The sequence below is a fragment of the Massilia sp. MP_M2 genome (assembly GCF_039123635.1).
Taxonomy (GTDB): Bacteria; Pseudomonadota; Gammaproteobacteria; order Burkholderiales; family Burkholderiaceae_D; genus Telluria.
The window spans coordinates 1-21,945 of record NZ_JBCHJF010000010.1 but is presented as its reverse complement, the minus strand read 5'-3'; the positions used below and the strand labels follow the sequence as shown (position 1 = coordinate 21,945).

At 57.1% G+C, this 21,945-nt stretch carries 19 protein-coding genes and 2 tRNA genes; 13 read left to right on the top strand and 8 right to left on the bottom strand.

Translation table 11 applies throughout. The features are described 5' to 3' along the window. The first annotated feature begins 57 nt into the window (after positions 1 to 57). The 6 genes from RCH14_RS19135 (at position 58) to RCH14_RS19110 (ending at position 7,148) form a co-directional block, all read left to right on the top strand. Positions 58 to 975, top strand: a complete 918-nt coding sequence (locus tag RCH14_RS19135) for a patatin-like phospholipase family protein (RefSeq protein WP_343027693.1) — start codon at positions 58 to 60, stop codon at positions 973 to 975. 11 nt (positions 976 to 986) lie between these two features. Next, positions 987 to 1,397: a heme-binding protein gene (locus RCH14_RS19130; protein WP_343027692.1), complete on the top strand. Its 411-nt coding sequence runs from the start codon at positions 987 to 989 to the stop codon at positions 1,395 to 1,397. Positions 1,398 to 1,650: 253 nt separating this feature from the next. Continuing rightward, a complete protein-coding gene (gene carA, locus RCH14_RS19125; protein ID WP_343027691.1) occupies positions 1,651 to 2,814 on the top strand; it encodes a glutamine-hydrolyzing carbamoyl-phosphate synthase small subunit in 1,164 nt (387 codons plus the stop codon). A gap of 1 nt (position 2,815) precedes the next feature. After that, positions 2,816 to 6,046 carry a carbamoyl-phosphate synthase large subunit gene (gene carB / locus RCH14_RS19120; RefSeq protein ID WP_343027690.1) on the top strand — a complete coding sequence of 1,077 codons (3,231 nt, stop codon included), beginning with the start codon at positions 2,816 to 2,818 and terminating at the stop codon, positions 6,044 to 6,046. 134 nt (positions 6,047 to 6,180) lie between these two features. Beyond that, a complete protein-coding gene (gene greA / locus RCH14_RS19115) occupies positions 6,181 to 6,654 on the top strand; it encodes a transcription elongation factor GreA (RefSeq protein ID WP_343027689.1) in 474 nt (157 codons plus the stop codon). Further along, the gene (locus RCH14_RS19110) at positions 6,654 to 7,148 is read left to right on the top strand and encodes a DUF4149 domain-containing protein (protein ID WP_343027688.1); all 495 of its coding nucleotides are present in this window, start codon (positions 6,654 to 6,656) and stop codon (positions 7,146 to 7,148) included. The genes greA and RCH14_RS19110 overlap by 1 nt, the downstream gene beginning before the upstream one ends. A 55-nt stretch (positions 7,149 to 7,203) precedes the next feature. Here RCH14_RS19110 and yhbY read toward each other — a convergent pair whose 3' ends face one another. Next, positions 7,204 to 7,674 carry a ribosome assembly RNA-binding protein YhbY gene (gene yhbY, locus RCH14_RS19105; protein WP_343027687.1) on the bottom strand — a complete coding sequence of 157 codons (471 nt, stop codon included), beginning with the start codon at positions 7,672 to 7,674 and terminating at the stop codon, positions 7,204 to 7,206. Positions 7,675 to 7,716: 42 nt separating this feature from the next. Here yhbY and RCH14_RS19100 point away from each other — a divergent pair, with 42 nt between their 5' ends. From RCH14_RS19100 to RCH14_RS19075, 6 genes are all read left to right on the top strand, one after another. Further along, positions 7,717 to 8,364 (top strand): RlmE family RNA methyltransferase, encoded by a 648-nt coding sequence (locus tag RCH14_RS19100; protein WP_343027686.1) that lies wholly within the window; start codon positions 7,717 to 7,719, stop codon positions 8,362 to 8,364. 236 nt (positions 8,365 to 8,600) lie between these two features. Further along, entirely contained in the window at positions 8,601 to 10,484 is a 1,884-nt protein-coding gene (ftsH, locus tag RCH14_RS19095) for an ATP-dependent zinc metalloprotease FtsH (protein WP_343027685.1), read from the top strand. 110 nt (positions 10,485 to 10,594) lie between these two features. Next, positions 10,595 to 11,443: a dihydropteroate synthase gene (folP, locus tag RCH14_RS19090; protein WP_343027684.1), complete on the top strand. Its 849-nt coding sequence runs from the start codon at positions 10,595 to 10,597 to the stop codon at positions 11,441 to 11,443. Positions 11,444 to 11,475: 32 nt separating this feature from the next. Further along, positions 11,476 to 12,816 (top strand): phosphoglucosamine mutase, encoded by a 1,341-nt coding sequence (gene glmM, locus RCH14_RS19085; RefSeq protein ID WP_343027683.1) that lies wholly within the window; start codon positions 11,476 to 11,478, stop codon positions 12,814 to 12,816. A 93-nt stretch (positions 12,817 to 12,909) separates the two neighbouring features. Beyond that, a tRNA-Pro gene (locus tag RCH14_RS19080) sits at positions 12,910 to 12,986 on the top strand. 65 nt (positions 12,987 to 13,051) lie between these two features. Further along, a tRNA-Arg gene (locus RCH14_RS19075) sits at positions 13,052 to 13,128 on the top strand. A gap of 500 nt (positions 13,129 to 13,628) precedes the next feature. On the opposite strand, the gene RCH14_RS19070 is transcribed toward RCH14_RS19075, so the two are convergent. After that, the gene (locus tag RCH14_RS19070; RefSeq protein WP_343027682.1) at positions 13,629 to 14,273 is read right to left on the bottom strand and encodes a recombinase family protein; all 645 of its coding nucleotides are present in this window, start codon (positions 14,271 to 14,273) and stop codon (positions 13,629 to 13,631) included. 147 nt (positions 14,274 to 14,420) lie between these two features. Then, complete coding sequence (locus RCH14_RS19065; protein WP_343027681.1) at positions 14,421 to 15,278, bottom strand: hypothetical protein; 858 nt, start codon at positions 15,276 to 15,278, stop codon at positions 14,421 to 14,423. A 269-nt stretch (positions 15,279 to 15,547) separates the two neighbouring features. Here RCH14_RS19065 and RCH14_RS19060 point away from each other — a divergent pair, with 269 nt between their 5' ends. Then, positions 15,548 to 16,471: a hypothetical protein gene (locus tag RCH14_RS19060; RefSeq protein WP_343027680.1), complete on the top strand. Its 924-nt coding sequence runs from the start codon at positions 15,548 to 15,550 to the stop codon at positions 16,469 to 16,471. A gap of 23 nt (positions 16,472 to 16,494) precedes the next feature. Here RCH14_RS19060 and RCH14_RS19055 read toward each other — a convergent pair whose 3' ends face one another. The 5 genes from RCH14_RS19055 to RCH14_RS19035 form a co-directional block, all read right to left on the bottom strand. Then, the gene (locus tag RCH14_RS19055; protein ID WP_343027679.1) at positions 16,495 to 16,974 is read right to left on the bottom strand and encodes a hypothetical protein; all 480 of its coding nucleotides are present in this window, start codon (positions 16,972 to 16,974) and stop codon (positions 16,495 to 16,497) included. Positions 16,975 to 17,144: 170 nt separating this feature from the next. Further along, positions 17,145 to 18,557, bottom strand: coding sequence for a DUF5906 domain-containing protein (locus tag RCH14_RS19050; protein ID WP_343027678.1), 1,413 nt, complete (start codon positions 18,555 to 18,557; stop codon positions 17,145 to 17,147). A 522-nt stretch (positions 18,558 to 19,079) separates the two neighbouring features. Next, complete coding sequence (locus tag RCH14_RS19045; protein ID WP_343027677.1) at positions 19,080 to 19,529, bottom strand: hypothetical protein; 450 nt, start codon at positions 19,527 to 19,529, stop codon at positions 19,080 to 19,082. Positions 19,530 to 20,195: 666 nt separating this feature from the next. Next, complete coding sequence (locus RCH14_RS19040) at positions 20,196 to 20,798, bottom strand: helix-turn-helix domain-containing protein (protein WP_343027676.1); 603 nt, start codon at positions 20,796 to 20,798, stop codon at positions 20,196 to 20,198. Further along, a complete protein-coding gene (locus RCH14_RS19035) occupies positions 20,780 to 21,721 on the bottom strand; it encodes a tyrosine-type recombinase/integrase (protein ID WP_343027675.1) in 942 nt (313 codons plus the stop codon). Before RCH14_RS19035 ends, RCH14_RS19040 begins: the two co-directional genes overlap by 19 nt. Between the last annotated feature and the right edge of the window lie 224 nt (positions 21,722 to 21,945).

Sequence of the window (21,945 nt, the reverse complement as noted above, 5' to 3'; positions counted from 1 at the left end):
GCATGCCGCCAAGAACCAGCCGATGTACAATCGTGCCTCGTTCTTATCGGCCCATCTATGCTCTCTCGACGTACTTCCCTCGTGGCCTGCGCCGCACTGTTGCTGGCCGCCTGCGGCAGCACCCCAACGCCGGCCCCTGTCGTTCCCGTCGCCGCCCCGAAGGCGGCGCCATTGCCTCCCAAGAAAATCCGTATCGGCCTGGCCCTCGGCGGCGGCGCCGCGCGCGGGTTCGCGCATATCGGCGTCATCAAGGCGCTCGAAGCCCAGGGCATCTACCCGGAAATCGTCGTCGGCACCAGCGCCGGTTCCGTCGTCGGCGCGCTGTATGCGTCGGGCGTGAATGGCTTTGCCCTGCAAAAGACGGCGATGACGATGGACGAAGCCACCATCTCGGACTGGGCGCTGCCGCTGTTCAGCAAATCGACCGGCCTGCTCAAGGGTGAAGCGTTGCAGGGCTATGTGAACAAGGCCGTCAACAACGTGCCCATTGAAAAGCTGAAGCTGCGCTTTGGCGCCGTGGCCACCGACCTGAAAACGGGCCAGCCGATCCTGTTCAGCCGCGGCAATACCGGCATGGCCGTGCGCGCATCATCGAGCGTGCCGAGCGTGTTCCAGCCGGTCGTCATCGGCAACAAGAGCTATGTCGATGGTGGCCTGGTCGCGCCGGTGCCGGTGCGCTACGTGCGCGACATGGGCGCCGATTTTATTATCGCAGTCAATATCTCGAGCGCGACCGAGGGCGCAGCCACGGCCAGCTCGCTCGACGTGCTGATGCAGACCTTCTCGATCATGGGTCAGCGCCTGAATCACTTCGAACTCAAGGATGCCGACATCGTCATCACGCCCGCGCTGGGCAATATGGGATCGAGCGACTTCGGTGGCCGCAACCTGGCCATCCTGGCGGGCGAACAGGCCGCCGCCGCGGTCATGCCGCAAATTAAGGCCAAACTGAAACTCAAACAGCAAGTTCCCTGAGAAAGCCCACGATGAACACCAAACCTTATCTGACCCTGCTTAATGCGAAACAGATCGGCGCCGCCGCCGAAGCCGAAGCCCTTGCCAACGGCTGGGCCGTGTCGATCGCCATCGTCGACGACGGCGGCCACCTGCTGTGGCAGCAGCGGCTCGACGGCGCGCCGCCGATCTCGTCGCACATCGCACCAAGCAAGGCCAATACGGCCGCACTCGGCCGCCGCGAGTCGAAGGTGTATGAAGACGTGATCAATGGCGGGCGCATGTCGTTTCTGAGCGCGCCGAAGCTCGAAGGGATGCTCGAGGGCGGCGTGCCGGTGATTGTCGATGGCCACGTGATCGGCGCCGTCGGCGTCTCGGGCGTGAAATCGAACGAGGATGTGCAGATCGCCAAGGCGGGTATCGCCGCCCTTGGCGCGGCCTGAATCAGCACGATTCAAGGCGGCGGGCGCGCAATTTGTGCACGATTCGCGCCCGTATTTGCTGCAACGCCGCATTGCCGAACGTCGTTCTACGCGCTATAATTCGGAAGTTTATCTAATTCAAACTTCGCCGTAGCGCATACCCACCAACCATCATTCAACATGACCTCCAACACCCGGCGCAAGCAGTGCAGCGGGGTTAGCTGGATGTCGGTCTGACGTGGCGCAGCTACGGCAACTTTTACGGGAGTTGCCCTTGCCGCCATTCTTTTCCGGCCCCTCTGTCCCAGCCATCCTGGCCCTTGCCGACGGGACCATCTTCAAAGGTTATTCCATCGGCGCCGTCGGTCACACGACCGGCGAAGTGGTGTTCAACACCGCCATGACCGGTTATCAGGAAATCCTCACTGACCCGAGCTATTCGCGCCAGATCGTCACGCTGACGTACCCGCACATCGGCAACTACGGCGTCAACACGAGCGACGTCGAAGCCTCGAAAGTGCATGCCGCTGGCCTGATCATTCGCGACCTGCCGCTGTTGGCGTCCAACTTCCGCTCCACGCAGTCGCTTGGCGACTACCTGAAGGCCGAGAACGTCGTGGCAATTGCTGGCATCGATACTCGCAAGCTCACCCGCATCCTGCGCGAGAAGGGCGCCCAGGCCGGCGCGATTCTCACGTCGTCGCAGGGCGCCGAGCCGTCGGCAGCGCAGGCGCTCGAACTGGCGCGCTCGTTCCCGGGCCTGGCCGGCATGGACCTGGCCAAGGTCGTGTCGGTGAAGGCGCCGTACGAGTTCACCGAAACCGAATGGAAGCTGGGCGAAGGCTTCGGCAAGCAGACCAATCCCAAATACCACGTGGTCGCTTTCGACTACGGCGTCAAGCGCAACATCCTGCGCATGCTGGCCGAGCGCGGTTGCAAGGTCACCGTGCTGCCGGCGCAGTCCACCGCCGCCGACGCACTGGCGCTCAATCCGGACGGTATCTTCCTGGCCAACGGCCCGGGCGACCCGGAACCGTGCGACTACGCCATCGCAGCCTCGCGCGAGCTGATTGAAAAAGGCATCCCGACCTTCGGCATCTGTCTGGGTCACCAGATCATGGCGCTGGCCTCCGGCGCGAAAACCATGAAGATGAAGTTCGGCCACCACGGCGCCAATCACCCGGTGCAAGATCTTGATTCCAAGAAGGTGTTGATCACGTCGCAGAACCACGGCTTCGCTGTGGATGCCGCGACCTTGCCGGCCAACTGCCGCGTCACGCACGTGTCGCTGTTCGATGGCTCGCTGCAGGGTTTCGAGCGTACCGACAAACCCGCGTTCTGCTTCCAGGGTCACCCGGAAGCCTCGCCTGGGCCGACCGACGTCGCCTACCTGTTTGACCGCTTCATCGGCCTGATGCAAGCAGCGGAGAAAAAATAATATGCCAAAACGTAGTGACATCAAAAGCATCCTCATCATCGGCGCCGGCCCGATCGTCATCGGCCAGGCCGTGGAATTCGACTACTCCGGCGCGCAAGCCTGCAAGGCCCTGCGCGAAGAGGGTTACAAGGTCATCCTGGTCAACTCGAACCCGGCCACGATCATGACCGACCCGGAAACGGCGGACGTGACCTACATCGAGCCGATCACCTGGAAGGTCGTCGAGCGCATCATCGAGAAAGAACGTCCGGACGCAATCCTGCCGACGATGGGCGGCCAGACCGCGCTCAATTGCGCGCTCGACCTGCACCGCCATGGCGTGCTCGAGAAATACAATGTCGAGCTGATCGGCGCGACGCCGGAAGCGATCGACAAGGCCGAAGACCGCCTGAAGTTCAAGAACGCGATGACCAAGATCGGCCTGGGTTCGGCCCGTTCGGGCGTCGCGCACACGATGGAAGAATCGTGGGTCGTGCAACGCGAGATGGGCTTCCCGACCATCATTCGTCCATCGTTTACGATGGGTGGCAGCGGCGGCGGCATCGCTTACAACGAAGAAGAATTCGAAGCGATCTGCAAACGCGGCCTGGAAGCCTCGCCAACCTCGGAGCTGCTCATCGAAGAGTCGCTCCTGGGCTGGAAAGAGTACGAGATGGAAGTCGTGCGCGACAAGAACGACAACTGCATCATCATCTGCTCGATCGAGAACCTCGATCCGATGGGCGTGCACACGGGCGACTCGATCACGGTCGCACCGGCGCAGACCCTGACCGACAAGGAATACCAGATCCTGCGCAACGCGTCGATCGACGTGCTGCGCGAAATCGGCGTCGATACCGGCGGCTCGAACGTGCAGTTCGCGATCAACCCGAAAGACGGCCGCATGATCGTCATCGAGATGAACCCGCGCGTGTCGCGTTCGTCGGCGCTGGCCTCGAAAGCCACCGGCTTCCCGATCGCGAAAATCGCGGCCAAGCTGGCCGTGGGTTACACGCTGGACGAACTGCGCAACGACATCACGGGCGGCGCCACGCCGGCCTCGTTCGAACCGTCGATCGACTACGTCGTCGTGAAAATCCCGCGCTTCACGTTCGAGAAGTTCCCGACCGCCGACAAGCACCTGACCACGCAGATGAAATCGGTGGGCGAAGTGATGGCCATGGGCCGCACCTTCCAGGAAGCGTTCCAGAAAGCCCTGCGTGGCCTGGAAGTGGGCGTCGATGGCCTGAACGAAAAAACCCGTGACCGCGAAAAGATTGAAGAAGAGCTGGGCGAGCCTGGTCCCGACCGCATCTGGTACGTGGGCGACGCGTTTGCCCAGGGCTTCACGCTCGAAGAAGTGCACAACCTGACCAAGATCGATCCGTGGTTCCTCGTGCAGATCAAGGAGATCGTCGACATCGAGCTGTGGCTCGAGACGCAGACGCTCGAAGCGCTCGACAAGCCGCTGCTGTACAAGCTCAAGCAAAAAGGGTTTGCTGACCGTCGCCTGGCGTTCCTGCTGAAAGTGAAGCCGGAAGAAGTGCGTGCGCGCCGTCATGCGCTGGGCATCCGTCCGGTCTACAAGCGCGTCGACACCTGCGCCGCCGAGTTCTCGACCGACACCGCGTACATGTACTCGACGTACGACGAAGAGTGCGAATCGAACCCGACCGACCGCAAGAAGATCATGGTGCTGGGCGGTGGTCCGAACCGCATCGGCCAGGGCATCGAGTTCGACTACTGCTGCGTCCACGCGGCCCTCGCGATGCGCGAAGACGGCTACGAGACCATCATGGTCAACTGCAATCCAGAGACGGTTTCGACCGACTACGACACGTCCGACCGCCTGTATTTCGAATCGCTGACGCTGGAAGACGTGCTCGAAATCGTCGAGATCGAAAAGCCGGTCGGCGTCATCGTGCAGTACGGCGGCCAGACGCCGTTGAAACTGGCACTGGACCTGGAAGCGAACGGCGTGCCGATCATCGGCACCTCGCCGGACATGATCGATGCCGCCGAAGACCGCGAGCGTTTCCAGCAACTGCTGCAAGAGCTGGGCCTGCGCCAGCCGCCGAATCGCACCGCCCGCACCGAAGCCGACGCTTTGACGCTGGCCGAAGAAATCGGGTATCCGCTGGTCGTGCGTCCATCGTACGTGCTGGGTGGTCGGGCGATGGAAATCGTCCACGAGCAGCGTGACCTCGAGCGCTATATGCGCGAAGCGGTCAAGGTCTCGCACGATTCGCCGGTGCTGCTCGACCGCTTCCTGAACGACGCCATCGAAGTCGACGTCGACTGCATCTCGGACGGCGAGGCCACCTTCATCGGCGGCGTGATGGAACACATCGAACAGGCTGGCGTGCACTCGGGCGATTCGGCCTGCTCGCTGCCGCCGTACTCGCTGACGCAGGCAACGATCGATGAGCTCAAGCGCCAGACCTCGCTGATGGCCAAGGCCCTGAACGTGGTCGGCCTGATGAACGTGCAGTTCGCGATCCAGCAGAAGGAAGAAAACGGTCAGACGGTTGATACTGTTTTTGTGCTGGAAGTGAACCCGCGTGCGTCGCGTACCGTGCCGTTCGTGTCGAAAGCCACCGGTTTGCAACTGGCCAAGATCGCAGCGCGCTGCATGGTCGGTCAGACGCTGGCGCAGCAGGGCATCACGAAAGAAGTGATCCCGCCGTTCTACAGTGTGAAAGAAGTCGTGTTCCCGTTCGTGAAATTCCCGGGCGTCGACACCATCCTGGGCCCCGAGATGAAATCGACCGGCGAAGTGATGGGCGTGGGCATGACCTTCGGCGAAGCCTTCGTCAAGTCGCAGCTGGCAGCCGGCATCAAGCTGCCGCGTTCGGGCACCGTGTTCCTGTCGGTGAAGTCGTCCGACAAGCCGCGCGCAACGAGCGTGGCGCGTGATCTGGTGGCGCTGGGCTTCGACCTGGTCGCGACCAAGGGCACGGCCGCCGTGATTGCTGCCGCCGGGATTCCGGTGCGCGCCGTGAACAAGGTGCTGGAAGGCCGTCCGCACGTCGTCGACATGATCAAGAACCGCGAAATCGTCATGGTCGTCAACACGGTGGAAGAAAAGCGCAGCGCCATCGTCGACTCGCGCGCGATCCGCACGTCGGCATTGGCCGCCCATGTGGTGACCTACACGACGATCGCCGGCGCCGAAGCGGCCATCGAAGGCATGCCGCATATCGACGAACTGCGTGTGTATGATTTACAAGGTCTGCATAAAACCTTAAACTAAGCAGACGCAGTACCCGTCACACTGGAAGTCCAGTCAACCACAGAGCTCGCGCGGCCTTGGCGCCGCGTGCCTCTGTGGTTTTCGCTTTCTTGCGGCTTCGGTACATTCGTCAAATAAATCACAAGCAGAGAACCATGACCACACCACTGACCAAATTCGGCGCAGAACTCCTGAAAGAAGAGCTGCACCAGCTCAAGACGAAGGAACGCCGCAGCGTGATCGACGCGATCGCCGAAGCGCGTTCGCATGGCGACCTGTCCGAGAACGCCGAATACGACGCCGCCAAGGAACGCCAGGCCTTCGTCGAAGGCCGCATCGCCGAGCTGGAAAGCAAGCTGAGCACCTCGCAGGTGATCGACCCGACCACGCTCGACGCCGAAGGCCGCGTGGTGTTTGGCGCCACCGTTGATCTGGAAGACCTCGAGTCGAGCCAGAAGGTGACGTACCAGATCGTCGGGATGGACGAGGCCGACCTGAAGATGAACAAGGTGTCGATCACCTCGCCGATCTCGCGCGCGCTGATCGGCAAATACGCCGGCGACGTCGTCGAAGTGCAGGCGCCGTCCGGCCCGCGCGAATACGAAATCCTGGAAGTGCGCTACATCTGATGGACAGCGGCGCGCAGCGGCTCACGGCGGGGCCAGTGCGAGGCTGGGCAGCGCGCGTGCCGGCAGCGCGCCTGCTGGTGGCGGCGCTGTGGACCGGCAGCCTGTGGGCGCTGGGCTATATCGCCGCGCCAGCGGCGTTCAAGGTGCTCGGTAGCGGGCAGGCGGGCGATCTGGTCGCGGTGCTGCTCACGCGCCAGGCGTGGCTGTCGATCGCCTGTGCGGTCGTGCTGCTGGTGCTGCTGTGGCTGTCGAAGGATCTCGCCGCGCCGCGTCGGCGCTTTCTCGGCTGGCTCGTGATCGCGATGCTGGCGTGCGCGCTGGTGATCTTCGTGGGTCTGCAGCCCGGGATGGCACATCTGCGCGTGCTGGCCGGTGAGGCAGGCGTGCGCGCCTCGCCATACTGGACGCAGTTTGCCGTGATGCATGGCGTGTCGCAAGTGTTCCACATGATCCAGAGTGTGCTGGGCGCGTGGCTGCTGGTCAGGTTGCGCTAACCTGACGATTTCACCGCCAGGTTGCCGTAAAAAAACCGGGTTGCCCCGGTTTTTTTTACTTGTTCAGCGAATTCTTCTTGGAGCTGGTCTGACGCGGCTTGGCGCGCTTGATGTTGCCGCCTGCCGTGACGCGCTCGTTACCCTTGAGCATGACCTTGGTGACGCTCGGCTTCTTGGTGCCGCTGGCGCTGGCCTTGACGATCGTGACTTCACGCATGCCCGGGCCGGACTTGCTGCTGCGTTCCTTGGCCGTCTCGACCTTCGGGCGGTACAGCACCAGCAGTTTGCCGATGTGCTGGACCTGGGCCGCTTCGAGGTCGGCGCTGATCTTGTCGTACATGGCAACGCGCGCTTCGCGATCGTCACCGAACACGCGCACCTTGATCAGGCCGTGCGAGTCGAGGCTGTTGGCGACTTCCTTCATCACGGATTCGGTCAGGCCGTCGGCGCCGATCATGACAACAGGACTGAGCCCGTGGGCTTCTGCGCGCAGAGCGCTGCGCTCGGCCGGAGTGAGTTTAAGCATAATAAATTTTTGATGGACCTATAAAAGCAGTATTCTACGCGAATGGCCAAGAACAAATTAAACAAAAACTGGTTACACGACCATATTAACGATCCCTACGTCAAACTCGCGCAAAAAGAGGGCTACCGCGCCCGTGCCGCGTACAAGCTGAAAGAAATCGACGAGGCAGAAAAACTCATCAAGGCGGGCAATGTTGTCGTCGACCTTGGCTGCACCCCCGGCAGCTGGGCCCAGTACACCCGGCGCAAGCTGGCCGGCAAGGACGGCGGCGGCATCCACGGCACCATCATCGGCCTGGATATCCTGCCAATGGAACCTGTCGCCGATGTTCAATATATCCAGGGCGACTTCCGCGAAGAAGAAGTGCTGACGCAGCTCGACGTCGTGCTGGCCGACCGTAAGGTGGATGTGGTGCTGTCCGATATGGCACCCAATCTGTCGGGTATCGGCCATGCCGACGCCGCCCGCATGGAACATCTGATCGATCTGGCGATCGAATTCTCGCAAGCGCATCTGAAGCCGGGCGGGGCGCTTCTGGTGAAGTGTTTCAAGGACATGGGTTTTACCCAGATCCTGGAAAAATTCCGGCTCGAGTTCACCACCGTGAAGCAAATCAAGCCCAAGGCCAGCCGCGATAAATCGTCCGAGATTTTCCTGCTGGGCCGGGGTTTGAAAAATCCAAGTGCGTAAATAGCGTGTGGCGACAGATCGCCCCTTGAAATTCCCTCGCGCGGCCACCACATCTGCCGCGTGACCCCTTGCATTGCAACTGCGTTTTGGGCGGTGGGCAATGAGGGGAATGAATAAGACAGTCATTCGATGGTATTTCCACACTACCGCCAGCGTTGCGTGGCAGCGTTGGCTTATTGCGGGTAAAATCAGAATACTGAAATCGGTAGAGATGCGTACGCATCGGAGGAGTGCTCGTGAATAATATGTTTTCCAAATCCGCCATCTGGGTGGTCGTCGCGCTGCTGTTGTTCATGCTGTTCAAGCAGTTTGACACCCACAGTGTCGCCGGCGGCAGCAAGACCATCGCTTATTCCGAGTTGCTCGATGAAGTGAAGTCGCGCCGCATCAAGGAAGTGCTGATCGAAGGCACCAACATCACCGCCACGCGCGCTGATGACACCAAGGTGCGCGCGACCGCAACCGGTCTCGACCGCGGCCTGATCGGCGACCTGCGCGAAAACGGCGTACGTTTCGACGTCAAGCCGCCAGAAGAGCCTTCGTTCCTGCAGCAGGTCTTCATCTCGTGGTTCCCGATGCTTCTGCTGATCGGCGTGTGGGTGTTCTTCATGCGTCAGATGCAGGGCGGCGGCAAGGGCGGCGCGTTCTCCTTCGGCAAGTCGAAGGCACGCATGCTCGACGACACCAACAACACCGTGACGTTCTCGGACGTCGCCGGTTGCGATGAAGCGAAAGAAGAAGTCTCCGAAATCGTCGACTTCCTGCGCGACCCGACCAAGTTCCAGAAACTGGGCGGTCGTATCCCGCGCGGCGTGCTGATGGTCGGCCCTCCGGGTACCGGTAAAACGCTGCTGGCCCGCGCTATCGCCGGCGAAGCCAAGGTGCCGTTCTTCTCGATCTCGGGCTCCGACTTCGTCGAAATGTTCGTCGGTGTCGGCGCCAGTCGTGTGCGTGACATGTTCGAGAACGCCAAGAAACATTCGCCTTGCATCATCTTCATCGACGAGATTGACGCTGTTGGTCGTCACCGCGGCGCCGGCATGGGTGGTGGTAATGACGAACGTGAACAGACACTGAACCAGCTGCTGGTCGAGATGGATGGTTTTGAAGCGCAGTCGGGTGTGATTGTCATCGCTGCCACCAACCGTGCCGACGTGCTCGACAAAGCGCTGCTGCGTCCGGGCCGTTTCGACCGCCAGGTGATGGTGGGCCTGCCGGATATCCGCGGCCGCGAACAGATCCTGAACGTGCACATGCGCAAAGTGCCGATTGGCACCGACGTGAAAGCTGACATCCTGGCCCGCGGTACGCCTGGTTTCTCGGGTGCCGACCTGGCCAACCTGGTCAATGAAGCGGCGCTGTTCGCAGCCCGCCGCAGCAAGCGCCTGGTTGAGATGATCGACTTCGAAGATGCAAAGGACAAGATCTTCATGGGTCCGGAGCGCAAGTCGATGGTCATCCGCGAGGAAGAACGTCGCAACACGGCGTACCACGAGTCGGGCCACGCGGTGATCGCCAAGCTGTTGCCGAAGGCCGATCCGGTGCACAAGGTCACGATCATGCCGCGCGGTTATGCGCTGGGTCTGACCTGGCAGCTGCCTGAGCACGACGCACTGTCTGGCTACAAAGACAAGATGCTCGAGGAAATCTCGATCCTGTTCGGCGGTCGTATCGCCGAAGAGATTTTCGTCGGCCAGATGTCCACCGGCGCGTCGAACGACTTCTCGCGTGCCACCAAGCTGGCCCGCTCGATGGTGACGCGCTTCGGTATGTCCGACAGCATGGGTGTGATGGTCTACGAAGACAGCGAGAACGAAGGCTTCTTCGGCGGCGCCACCAAGACCATTTCGGAAGCGACCCAGCAAAAGGTCGACGCCGAGATTCGCGCCATCCTCGACACGCAGTACGCCCTGGCGCGTCGCCTGCTTGAAGAAAACCGCGACAAGGTCGAGATGATGACGAAGGCGCTGCTCGACTGGGAAACCATCGATGCAGACCAGATCAACGACATCATGGCCGGGCAAGAGCCACGCAAGCCAACGACGGTGCTGACCAAGCGCACGCCGCCAGGCGACAGCGGTCCTGGTGGTGTGGCACCAAACGCCACCGCACCGGCCTGACGCTCGCGCTACCCCACGAAGGCACCCGCAAGGGTGCCTTTTTTGTTGACGGCACCCGCTTGCGACGCTCGCTTGCCGATCCCGCTCGGGGCGCCAGCACCACTGACACCATGAACAAGACACTGCAATGCGGCCAGTTCAGCTTCGCGCTCGACGGCGCCGCCTCCCTCGAACCTGTCGTGATGGGCATCCTGAACATCACGCCCGATTCTTTTTCCGATGGCGGCCGCTACCAGGGCCTGGAATTTGCGCTGACGCACGCCGAAGCCATGATCCGCGATGGCGCCACGATGATCGATATCGGCGGCGAATCGACCCGCCCTGGCTCTCCTGGCGTGCCCCTCGATGAAGAATTACGCCGCGTGATGCCGACGCTGTACGCACTGCGTACGCTGGACGTCGCGCTGTCGGTCGATACCACCAAGCCAGAAGTCATGCGTGAAGCGTTGATCGCCGGCGCCGACATGATCAACGACGTCAACGGCTTTCGCACGCCGGGTGCACTCGAAGCGGTGCAGGACAGCGACTGCGGCCTGTGCGTGATGCACATGCAAGCCACGCCGGCCACCATGCAGCAGGCGCCCCGGTATGATGACGTGGTGGGAGACGTGATTGCGTTTCTGGCCGCGCGCATCGAGGCGATGACCGCGGCAGGCATCGAGCGCGCACGCATCTGCGTCGATCCGGGCTTTGGCTTCGGCAAGACGGTCGAGCACAACTATGCCTTGCTGCGCGGCCTGGGTCGCATCCGGGACGAACTCGGCTTGCCGGTGCTGGCCGGCATGTCGCGCAAGTCGATGATCGGCGCCGTCACCGGGCGCCCGGTCGAGCAGCGCACCGCTGGTAGTGTCGGCGCGGCATTGGCTGCGGTAGCACAGGGCGCTAGAATCGTGCGTGTGCATGATGTTGCGGAGACGGTCGATGCGCTGAAGGTGTGGCACGCGGCCATGCATCCATAAAAATTCGTTTCAATAAGAGAAAAGAGAACTAGATGGCACGGAAATATTTCGGCACCGACGGCATTCGCGGCCTCGTGGGCGCAGCGCCAATCACCCCTGATTTCGTCATGCGCCTCGGCTACGCCGCCGGCACCGTGCTGGCAAAGGGAAAAAAATCGAGCAGCGGTCGTCCCGTCGTGTTGATCGGCAAGGACACGCGCATCTCGGGCTACATGCTCGAGGCAGCGCTGGAGTCGGGCTTCTCGGCGGCCGGCGTCGACGTCATGCTGGCCGGCCCGATGCCAACGCCTGCCATCGCTTACCTGACGCGTGCGTTGCGCCTGCAGGCCGGCGTCGTGATCTCGGCTTCGCACAACCCGTTCCAGGATAACGGCATCAAGTTCTTCTCCGGCCATGGCACCAAGCTGCCGGACTCTGTGGAACTCGAGATCGAAGACGCGATCGACCAGCCAATGGGCTGCGTGTCGTCCGAGAAACTGGGCCGCGTATCGCGCCTGCGCGATGCCCAGGGCCGCTACATTGAATTTTGCAAGAGCACGTTCCCGAGCGAGCTCGACTTGCGCGGCCTGAAGATCGTCGTCGACAGCGCCCACGGCGCTGCGTACAACATCGCGCCGCACGTGTTCCATGAGCTCGGTGCCGAAGTCATTTCCATTGGCGCCCAGCCAGACGGCTTCAACATCAACGCCGGCTTTGGCGCCACTGCGCCGCAAGCGCTGTCCGAAGCTGTCGTGGCCAACAAGGCCGACCTGGGCATCGCGCTCGACGGCGACGCCGACCGCCTGATCATGGTCGACGCCACTGGCCGGGTCTACAACGGCGACGAACTGCTGTACGTGATGGTGCGCGACCGTATGAGCACCGGCCCCGTGGCCGGCGCCGTGGGCACCTTGATGACGAATATGGCGCTCGAAGTGGCATTCAAGGAAATGGGTATCGGCTTTGCGCGTGCCAAGGTGGGCGACCGCTATGTGCTTGAAGTGATGAGGGAGCGCGGCTGGCTGTTCGGCGGCGAAGGTTCGGGCCACTTGCTGGCATTGGACAAGCACACCACCGGCGACGGCATCGTCTCGGCCCTGCAGGTGTTGTCGGCGCTGGTGCGTGGCAACAAGTCGCTGGCCGAATGCTGCAACGAGCTCACGCTCTTCCCGCAAACCCTGATCAACAAGAAAGTCGCGCCGGGCTTCGACTGGACCGCCGATGCGGCGATGGTCGCCGAGAAAGAAGCAGTCGAGCGCGAGCTGGGCGACAACGGCCGCGTCCTGATCCGGGCATCGGGCACGGAGCCATTGATCCGGGTGATGGTCGAGGCGAAAGAGGCGGAACTTGCGGACAGCCTGGCACGTCGCATTGCCGCCAAGTTGTCGGCGTAAATGCGTTGACTGCGTTGCTGGAATTGGCGACGCATCGAGGGGCTGACAAGGGCTGGCGTTTCGCGAACGATTGGCATATAATGTTGCCCACGGCGGAGTGTAGCGCAGCCCGGTAGCGCACCTGGTTTGGGACCAGGGGGTCCAAGGTTCGAATCCTTGTACTCCGACCAGCAAGATTCATCAGAACAGGCCGTCATCGACGGCCTGTTTTGTTTTCCGGTCACACCGTTTTGCACCGCCCTTAGCTCAGTCGGATAGAGCAACAGCCTTCTAAGCTGTGGGTCGGGGGTTCGATTCCCTCAGGGCGGGCCAATAAAATCAAAGACTTACAGCGTTTTTGGCCTGTAAGCTAGTCCCTCATAAACTGACCTGTAAGCGCTCTGTAAGCTATTTGCTGAGTGTGTGTCGTGCCGTCCGGGAAAACACTTTGGCTCGATTTTTTCCAAAATAATTTTCAGAAATGGGGCCTGTCGTCTAAGCCTGTCGTCAGGCCACTAATATCTCAACGGGATCGAGGGGGGTGCTTAACAGGTAGCGGGTGCCTTTGGAATGTCTCTCCAGCTCGCCTGAAATATTGACAGAGGGCCGGAGAGGGTCAAGGGTAGTAAGGGAGGGTTATAGCTGCAAACGTCTCTACGGGGCTGTAATCGCGTCTGAGAGGGTATGCTAGTTGAATGCGCTTCAAGTCTGGGATCATTCTAGCCTTGGAGTGGGGCAAGGATGCCATGAGAGCCTCTCAGTTGAATTTAATCAGGCTAGCTAGGGGTTCGTAGCCCGATTGGTGCTGGAGGGCTTGTAGCGCCCCCTGTGGCTTATGCTGCCTTTGCTGCTGCATCCTTCTTCAAGATGAGCTTGACCTGAGATTCGCTGACACTCAGCTTATTGGCAATCGCAGCGATGGTGAAGCCTAGGCCACGCTGTTCTACTATCTTGGCATTGGTGAACGTGTCAGCCTTCCGGCCCTGATTCTTACGTTCAGCCAGTGGCTTACCGGCATCCTCAGCCTTCGTCCGCTCGATACCTTGGCGTTGACGCTCACGGCGGGTTTCCCAGTCCGCACGGCACTGGTACAGGGCCATCTTCAACAGCATCGCTTGCATTGCTTCCATGACGATGCCCGTCATACCATCTTCCGCCTTTGGCAAGTCAATCAGACCGGGGACCGACACTGTTGCGCCTTTAGCCTTGATCGCTGCCATGAGCGCCTCAGCCTTATCCATCGGCAAGCGGGTGATCCGGTCAAGGTGCTCAGCAATGATGATGTCGCCTTCGTTCAGGTCTGCCAGCATACGCTGCAATTCTGGGCGCTTCTCAGTAGTACCCGACTCCTTCTCGCTGTAAGTGGCTACAACCCGGTAGCCTTTCGCTTCGGCCTCAGCCCGGAGTGCGTCCTGACGGCTCAGGTCTTGGCCCTTTGTCGAGACTCGTTGATAAATCCGGGCGTTTGGCTTGTTCATGCTGGCTTCCTTTTGCTTGGTTGAGAAGTTAAATAGAGTATACCCTAACTAGCCAACCGTTTACAAGAGAACTCTAGGGTAAGAAAGGGGCTCAATTGTTGAGTTTTTGACTGTTCATGTGATGACGACCCTATTTGACCCTTTGCATCAGTAGTCTGGTTTGTTGTCATAGAATCGGTAAGTCAGACTCTTGCCTGCGTGTCGCTCAGGATCGCTCAAGTAGCTGTAGTCTAGCTTGTACTTCGGATCGAGAGGTTGAAGCCCAATTGGCTTGCCTCCCAAGTTATTCAAGTTAATATTAGTGTGTTTCCCTACCTCGTCGTTCTCTTGAACAGTGGTCGGTGAAAACCAGTAGGTGTCGTGTGGGTAGTCGGGAGTAAACGTAGCAACGTACTCATCCCAATCTAACGATGGTTTGGCAATGCCAGGGCCAAAGATTTCGATTAGCTCAGATGAGCTGTTACTTAACTCGGCAAACCAAATTCGCGTGAAGTGATGTTTCACGAGGTATGTGCCTACTGTCAGTAGCGTACGGGTGATCGTGTCGTTGTCGCCATTTGTCAAAATAGAGTGATATGGCGATGAATGAAGTAGTAGCCACGCTTCCGTCGAACCGGTATTGGCCATATACTTCTCAATCTTACGATTTTTGTCCTCGATGGCATCCTTCACCCACAAGTGAGGCTCACGCGGCAGAACAACCTCGTACACTGAATCCTTTTTAGGGAAGCGGCCCATAAATTTCATCAAATTTTCGGAGGTCACGTAACGGCATTCGATTGCAACTTTTTCCCCACCAATTAGGAACAGGGCATCAGGTGAGTCGACAATATCAGGACAATACATCGGTCGGGTCCCTTGGGTCGTAAGAAGCCGATCCAGCATTGACAGTGAGATGCGTTCAGCTTTGGTCCATTGTTTTCTCATAAAATCTCCTTGTTGTTGATTCGATTCTGCCCTAGAAACGGTTTCTTGAGGGCGTAGTAAAATTTTTCCAACTCCCATACACTTGTCATCGATACTTCGCCAGTCTCTCTACCATCTTGGTATCTAGGCTGGATTGCTTCGCCTTCGGTGCCGGTGCTGGAGCCGGGATACGGTACTCGTGGCCTGGGTCCGGTAAACCCCAGTGTCGGGCCGCTGGAACGGCTTTCTGGGCTGCCGGTGGCGGTGTCTTAGCCTGTGCTGCTGCTTGCAGGGCCGCGTGGCGGCGTAAGGTGTCTTTCATTTTTTTCCTTTAATATAGGTTGAATACTCGGGCGAAAGGTTTTGTTTTGAAACTGTTAAATGAAATTATCGATCTGTTGATGGCGGATGATGGATCGCTCAGTACTGCACTACTAAAGACGAAGGTGCTGCTCTATCGGATTGGCCAGTCCGAATTAGTGGAATGGGTCGATGCGGAACTTACTGGCTACTCAACACGTGAATCAGTTCCAGAATATCGTCGGTTGCACGGTAAAGTTATTGGAACGATCACAAATGGATTCTATTTCCACTACAAGCAACAGATTGCATTAGGACACCTGTCTGAGGAACATCGTAACTTTCTTGAGCAGAACCTGGAGATGAGATCCATTAGCGTGATTGAGTCGACTGTTAATGGCGTCGAGAAGGGAAGCACATACGGGACGCCGATTGAACCGGAGATTTGTGCAGGACTGAGCAGCGTTTACGAAAATGGCTATGCTATCCAGCAAGCATCAACGGTTTTTCAGGTTGGACAGTTCCAGCAAATTCTGATCGAGGTTAGGTCTCGATTGCTTACTTTTATTCTTAAATTACAAGATGAGATTGGAGATTCCGTGAGTGATAATGAAGCAAAGGCCGCTGCTGCTAATACCGATGTAACCTCGATGTTTAATGGCGCTGTGATTGGAAACAATGCTACTTTCCAGATTAATGGTAGCCATAACCAACAGAGCATTCACAATGTCACCGTTAAAGGTGACCGAAAAGCTTTACATGACAAGCTTCGTGATATCAAGGTGCAAGAGGCAGATATTGATGATCTCGATGCAGCCATTGCCGAGGACAGAGACTTCCCAGTGGTTGAATCCGATTACGGACCAAAAGTAAAAAAATGGATCGGGGGCATGATAAATAAAGCTGCAAGTGGCGTATGGGAAGTCAAGTTGGGTGTTGCAACTGGAGTCTTAACGAACGCACTAAGCGCATACTACGGAATCGCCTCATAGCCATTGGAGTCGATGTGATTCGGTCACGTCGGTTCCGTTTCAAATTCTAGTTGTAGCTGAAGCATTCCAACGAATCGAGAGAGACTAAATGCTTGGATGCCTTGCTTCTCGATTCGGCTTATAGTTTCCTCGTCAGGCTCTTCGGTGAACACAATTGCGTATTGAGCGCGTCCAATTTTAGATTGAACGATTGCATGTTTGCTGGCTGCGTGGTTCCATCCGGACTGAATCTGATAGTGCGTTGCATATCGACCAGTGCGCTTGAACGGCTCGATCCGGTTGTAAGCGTTTTCCGCCTTTGTTTTACTAGTCTTGCCGTTCAAATGGCTATGTTTTACTTCAATGTAAAGGTCTAGCCCAGGATGGTAAAAATCTCCCTTGGCGGGAAACTCCCTATCTTCCTTGTCTACGAAACTGAACGGCAAATAAGTGTTTTTCTGGTGAATGCACCCTAGCGGGAGCAGTACGTCTGCTGCTTTCTGTTCTGGCGATTTATAAGCCATGATGATTCCTTTCATTCCTCAGTGCAGAAAAGATTGCACTTCGTATTGTATAAGCGGCTCCGAGCAAGCTGGCTTCTAGGGTTTTTAAGGCTTTTTGATCGTAAGTCGTTGATTTAAAATGCTTTGTTCCAATAGACCGAGCTGGCTTTTCGTTGGTTTTTATCTGGCTTTTAGAATGTGCATCCTTCCAAGGTCATCATCTCCCGGCTCTCTGCCTCGGTTAGTGGCCTGAAATGACGGCCCGGAGGCCCCTTCTTTCGCCATACCCGGAAACGCGCTTCCTTAATACCTTCACATTTGAACATCATCCGCTGATATTCGAACCCCAAAGCGATCAATGCACTCTTCAATTCGTCAGATTTACAAAACTGTTTCTTTGTCTTCAAATAGTCATCCAGTAATAGCGGATGGAATATGTCTCTTTCTTCAAGAAATTCTTCAAGATGCTTGTCTAACATAGAGCCAGCATCGTTAATCAGACTTTCCATATACGGGGTGCGAGGGCAGCTACCATAGTTAAAACCGGTTAGATCAACTTCCATGAGCCATTCATGCAAGAATGCTGGAGTCTCTGTGAGTGCTAGAAAATCATGGAACTTTGTGAAGAACGTCTTTGATTCTTCTTCGTCTACCTTATGTCGTGTTTCTTGCGGCGCGTAGAATCGACGCTCATTACTATCCCAAGGGAACAGGTCAGGCTTGTTCGTCGTGATAAAAATGTTGCTGTAAACTTCACGCATCACCGCACGCTGGCCGTGTTTGATGTTTACATTCCGCCGTCCATAGTCGATCACTTGCTTCAGGTTGGTATATGTGTATAAATCTGCATTGCTGCCAATTGCCTTATCTTCGTGCGCTACGACGATATTGTTGCAATAGACTTCAGAGTGTTTGTCGTTTGCGCCTGCATAACTAGACGATCTATCGATGTGCCTCCGGCCTAGTGCTGTTTCGAGAATGTCTAGGATGCTGCTTTTGCCGGAGCCACCTTGACCGCACAGGAATACGCCGTGCTTTGCACGCTTCATAGGCGTCTGAATAATCGCTGCGAGTCGCTGAACCATGAATTTCCGCTCATCTTCAACCGGGAACACACGTACAAGCATTTCCTCAAGTATGGCTGGCACATTTTGGCCGAATAGTTCTACTGTCTTGACGTATAGAGCTGGCAGGGGCATTACCGGGTCGTGCTTCACTGGGTTGTACGTATTTGCCAATGCAATTCCATCGTCATCAACGATGAATCGCTGGGCGCAAGGACGCATACCCATTCCGTAGACGCGAGGAAGGATTGACATCACACGGTCTGGCAACGAAGTCAAGAATTTAGCAAACTCTTTGCCTTCTACTCGGAGCTTTGAAAGCTGCGCCCACTGCGGGAAATCAAGTTTTAAGTCCTGTGGAGTGGCTGTGCGGTTCGATAGAGCGTGTAATAAAATCGGGAAATTACCGCTCATATCAACACACCACGACTGACTTTCTTTGTATCGCGCATACAATTGTGCAGCTTGTGAAGCGGAAACCGTGCGGATATCGGTATTAGAAGCTGTAGATTTAGGTGCTAGAGCGAGTTGTGCGAACATTGTGGTTATCCTTTAATTTAGCTGTGCCACTGATGGCAAAAGATTCGATGATTTGCGAGACGGAGGTTCCGGTACTACGTGCCAACTCTTGAAGTTGTGCCCAAATCGGAGCGGGGAGGTACACATAGCTACGCTCGATTACCCCTCCATTTGAAGATGTCAACTCCTGGCGATTAGTATTGGGAATGCGGCGTACGGTCATTCTGACTCCTTCCACGCATGGCTATAGCCCGTCAGAGCGGTTTCGATCAGGGTAGGAACTGTCATTCCTGTTCGCATGGTCATTTCTCGTAGCAGGCTCCAGGCGTGGCCTGACAACGAGACAGAAAAGTTCTCTGTAATGCGAAATTTGTCCTCTAGTTGGTCTGTTCTGTACATGGTCAGTTCTTTCAATAGTTTGCGAACGCGCAGGCGCACAGAAAGCTACCAGTGGGTAAGCCGGTACGGGCTGCGGTTCTAGTTGTCGGTGTTACTGGTGCCGGAGGTCGGCGGGGTGCGCTCCTACTATGGGAGGCAGGTGACTTACGCGCGGGCAGTGATACGGGCGATGGCAGCGTCTGCGTCTGCACGGATGCGTGCTACCTGTTCGTCAGCAATAGTCTGCGCAGCGGCTACACGCGCTTCCAGCTCGGCTTTGGCGTTCTCTGCGGCGATTCGCTGGGCTTCCTTCGTCACTCGGCGGCTGAATTCGGCGGCTTCCTGCTTCTGTGCCTGGGCCATGCTCTCGGCGGCTCGTTGGCTAGCAAGTGGAAGAGGCTCGCCCAGTGCCAAGAGAAGCGACATGGTGCCGGTGTGCTGGAAGAACTGTGGTGTCACACCGGGGAACAAGTGGTAGCCGTTTCTAGCGTGCACTGCATATTCTTCTAGTACCTGATAGGCGTTGCCGAACAAAGTGATGCTGTCCGGGCGTTTGATAATTTCAGCTAGTGGCGTCGATTGGGTTACTTCTACTGCGGGTATGGTTTTGGTCATATAGTTTCCTTATTAGAGTGGATTGGATTTGATAAAACGTACAAGGCGGTCACGAGTAAATGGCATACCACGCGGAGTGGTAAAGCCTTGACTATTGAGATGCATAGCCATAATACGTAGGCTGCTCTTGCCTTTCAGGATACGAACAATGGACGACACTTTTTCGTAGTAGTCATCGGTTCTCAATTTTCCACCGAATGAAGGTGGGAGTACGTTTGTTGCGTTTGTTGCGTGCATAAGGGTTCCTCCAAGGTGAATCGGATAAATTAGTTTGTTCAAATGGGGTTTGAATCGGATGGGGTAGAGCGGTTAATTGCGTACGAAAGCTCTATATGTGAAATTATACTCGATGACCTGCTGCTTGTCAAGTTTTTTTCATAGTAGTCCATACCTGTCAACTTCTGTTACAAATTAATTTAGTTTCCCCAAGGCAGGTAAAACGGGGGGTATCCTATAGAGAGAGACTTTTGGATTTCGTAGAATTTCACGCGGTAAAAGAAGAAGGGCGCAACTGGTTTTGCTCAACCAGGAGGGCATATCCAGGATCGCCGGATAAGTGGCTACTCTGTGGACTACTGGAGCGGCCAGGAGAGGCCAGGAGGGCCAGGAAGCCGGGGAAGGTAAGCTAATTGGTATGTAGTAGCCTTCCCATCAAGTTTGTAATTTCTATGTCTTGCCTTCCATGATCCGCAGGATGTCAGTAGAGGGCCATCGCAGAGGCCGTTTCCCTATCTTAACCGGCGTAACTGCCCCATTTCCGGAGCTCGACCACTTGTGCAGCGTTTGCACCTCCAACCTTAGATAGTCTGCTGCTTCTCGTGTAGTCAACATCAGGCCGGGTTTCAACGGCGGTAGGTCGATCGTCTGCTCTTGATTGTGACTTGACGCTAACCGTGGCTGCTTTTTAGGTTCATCAGGTAACGTCGGGCGATCTGTTGGAGCGCTCAAGAACGGTAAGGAGATGCCCGTAAGCGTGGAAAGCTCAAGGGCGTTCGACACCGCTTCGTCATCGTTTTCCTTCTGAAGCTGTGGCGTCATGCGTCGGAACTCGTCCCAAGCTACCAGCATGGAAGTCACAACTTGGAGTAATTGAGCCGCAGTCTGTTCGACGGCTGACGATTTCGGGGCGGCGAGGGTAAGCACGGCCACGCCGTACAAAGCACGGTGGTAATCGTCTATGTTGGCGTGTGACTGGCTTCTTGTGTGCTGCGCTCGCGGGATGTACTCAATAGCGAAGTCCCGGAGTGCGGTCAGTTTGATGTGTTCCATGTAACTTTAGCTTCGTTCAGAATCCAGTGTTCAAGCCGTACGTGCTGTTCACGCAGCATATCGATTGGGCGTCGTTTGTAGTATTTTTCCGCAATGGCACTCGGTTTGTGGCCCATGATTTGAGCCGTTACTCCCGGTGAAAGGTCGATCCACTCTGCTAGTGTGCCAAACGACCGCCGCAATGCGTGTATCGAAAGATGGGGCAGGCCGACAGATTGTAGCGCTTTGGCGTGTGCGTCTTTTGGTTCTTCAAGGTGGCCTGACGATGAGGCCGCACTGTAGAACACCCACTCGTTTCTACGTGGAAGCATTGACAAAAGATGTGAAACGTAGGGAGTGAGTGGGATGACTCGTGTGTCCTCGATCTTGTCGCTGATCGTCATCGTTTTCCACGTCAGGTCTACGTCTGTCCAACGTAGCTTGAGAATTTCTGTGCGTCTTGCTCCTGTAAGCAGTAGAACTTGCAGGAAGGCTGACCGGTAACCGTTATCGATTCCCCGAACGCCCTTGAACCAAAGGTTCAGCTGTTCACGCTGGAGGCTGTCATTCGCTTTAGTCTTTGCTTTTGGTACTACGTCGCGTACTTTGGTCGAGCTGTAGACTCCTTCGGGTGCGATACTGCGATAGCTAGGCTGATCTTCCATCCACTTGACCAGAGCGCGTAGGATTCGGAAGCTCTGAGCGGCGCTTGTAGGCCGGGTAGCTGCTTCGCGGTTGAGCCATGAGGCAACGTAGTCGCTGGTTAGCTCTGACAGGCGAACAGGCATAAGTACGGAGAGTGGGCCTGCTGTGGTTAAGCTCTTACTGCGCTTTCGTGTTTCGCCGCCAGGGGAGGCTAGAGTGATGTGGTTGCGCAGATGGCCTTCGCTCCATTGCCCTTGGCGGTCATTGATGTACGTGGGCCACACATCCCCGAGTGTCATGGAGTCGCGTGCTGTAGTCCGAGCTAGAGCCGTAGCGGCGGTTGCTTCATCAGCACGTTTAGTTGCAGCCGCCTCCCTAGGATCAATGCCCTTATCTGTCATCAGCTTGTATTGACGAGCTTGTTCCCGGGTAATCCCCCCATTTTTAGAGCACGCTAAAAGTAGAGGTTAAGCGGCGAGCGCCAGTTTCTGTTTTGGCGTAATACCACCGAGGGCCATGTTGG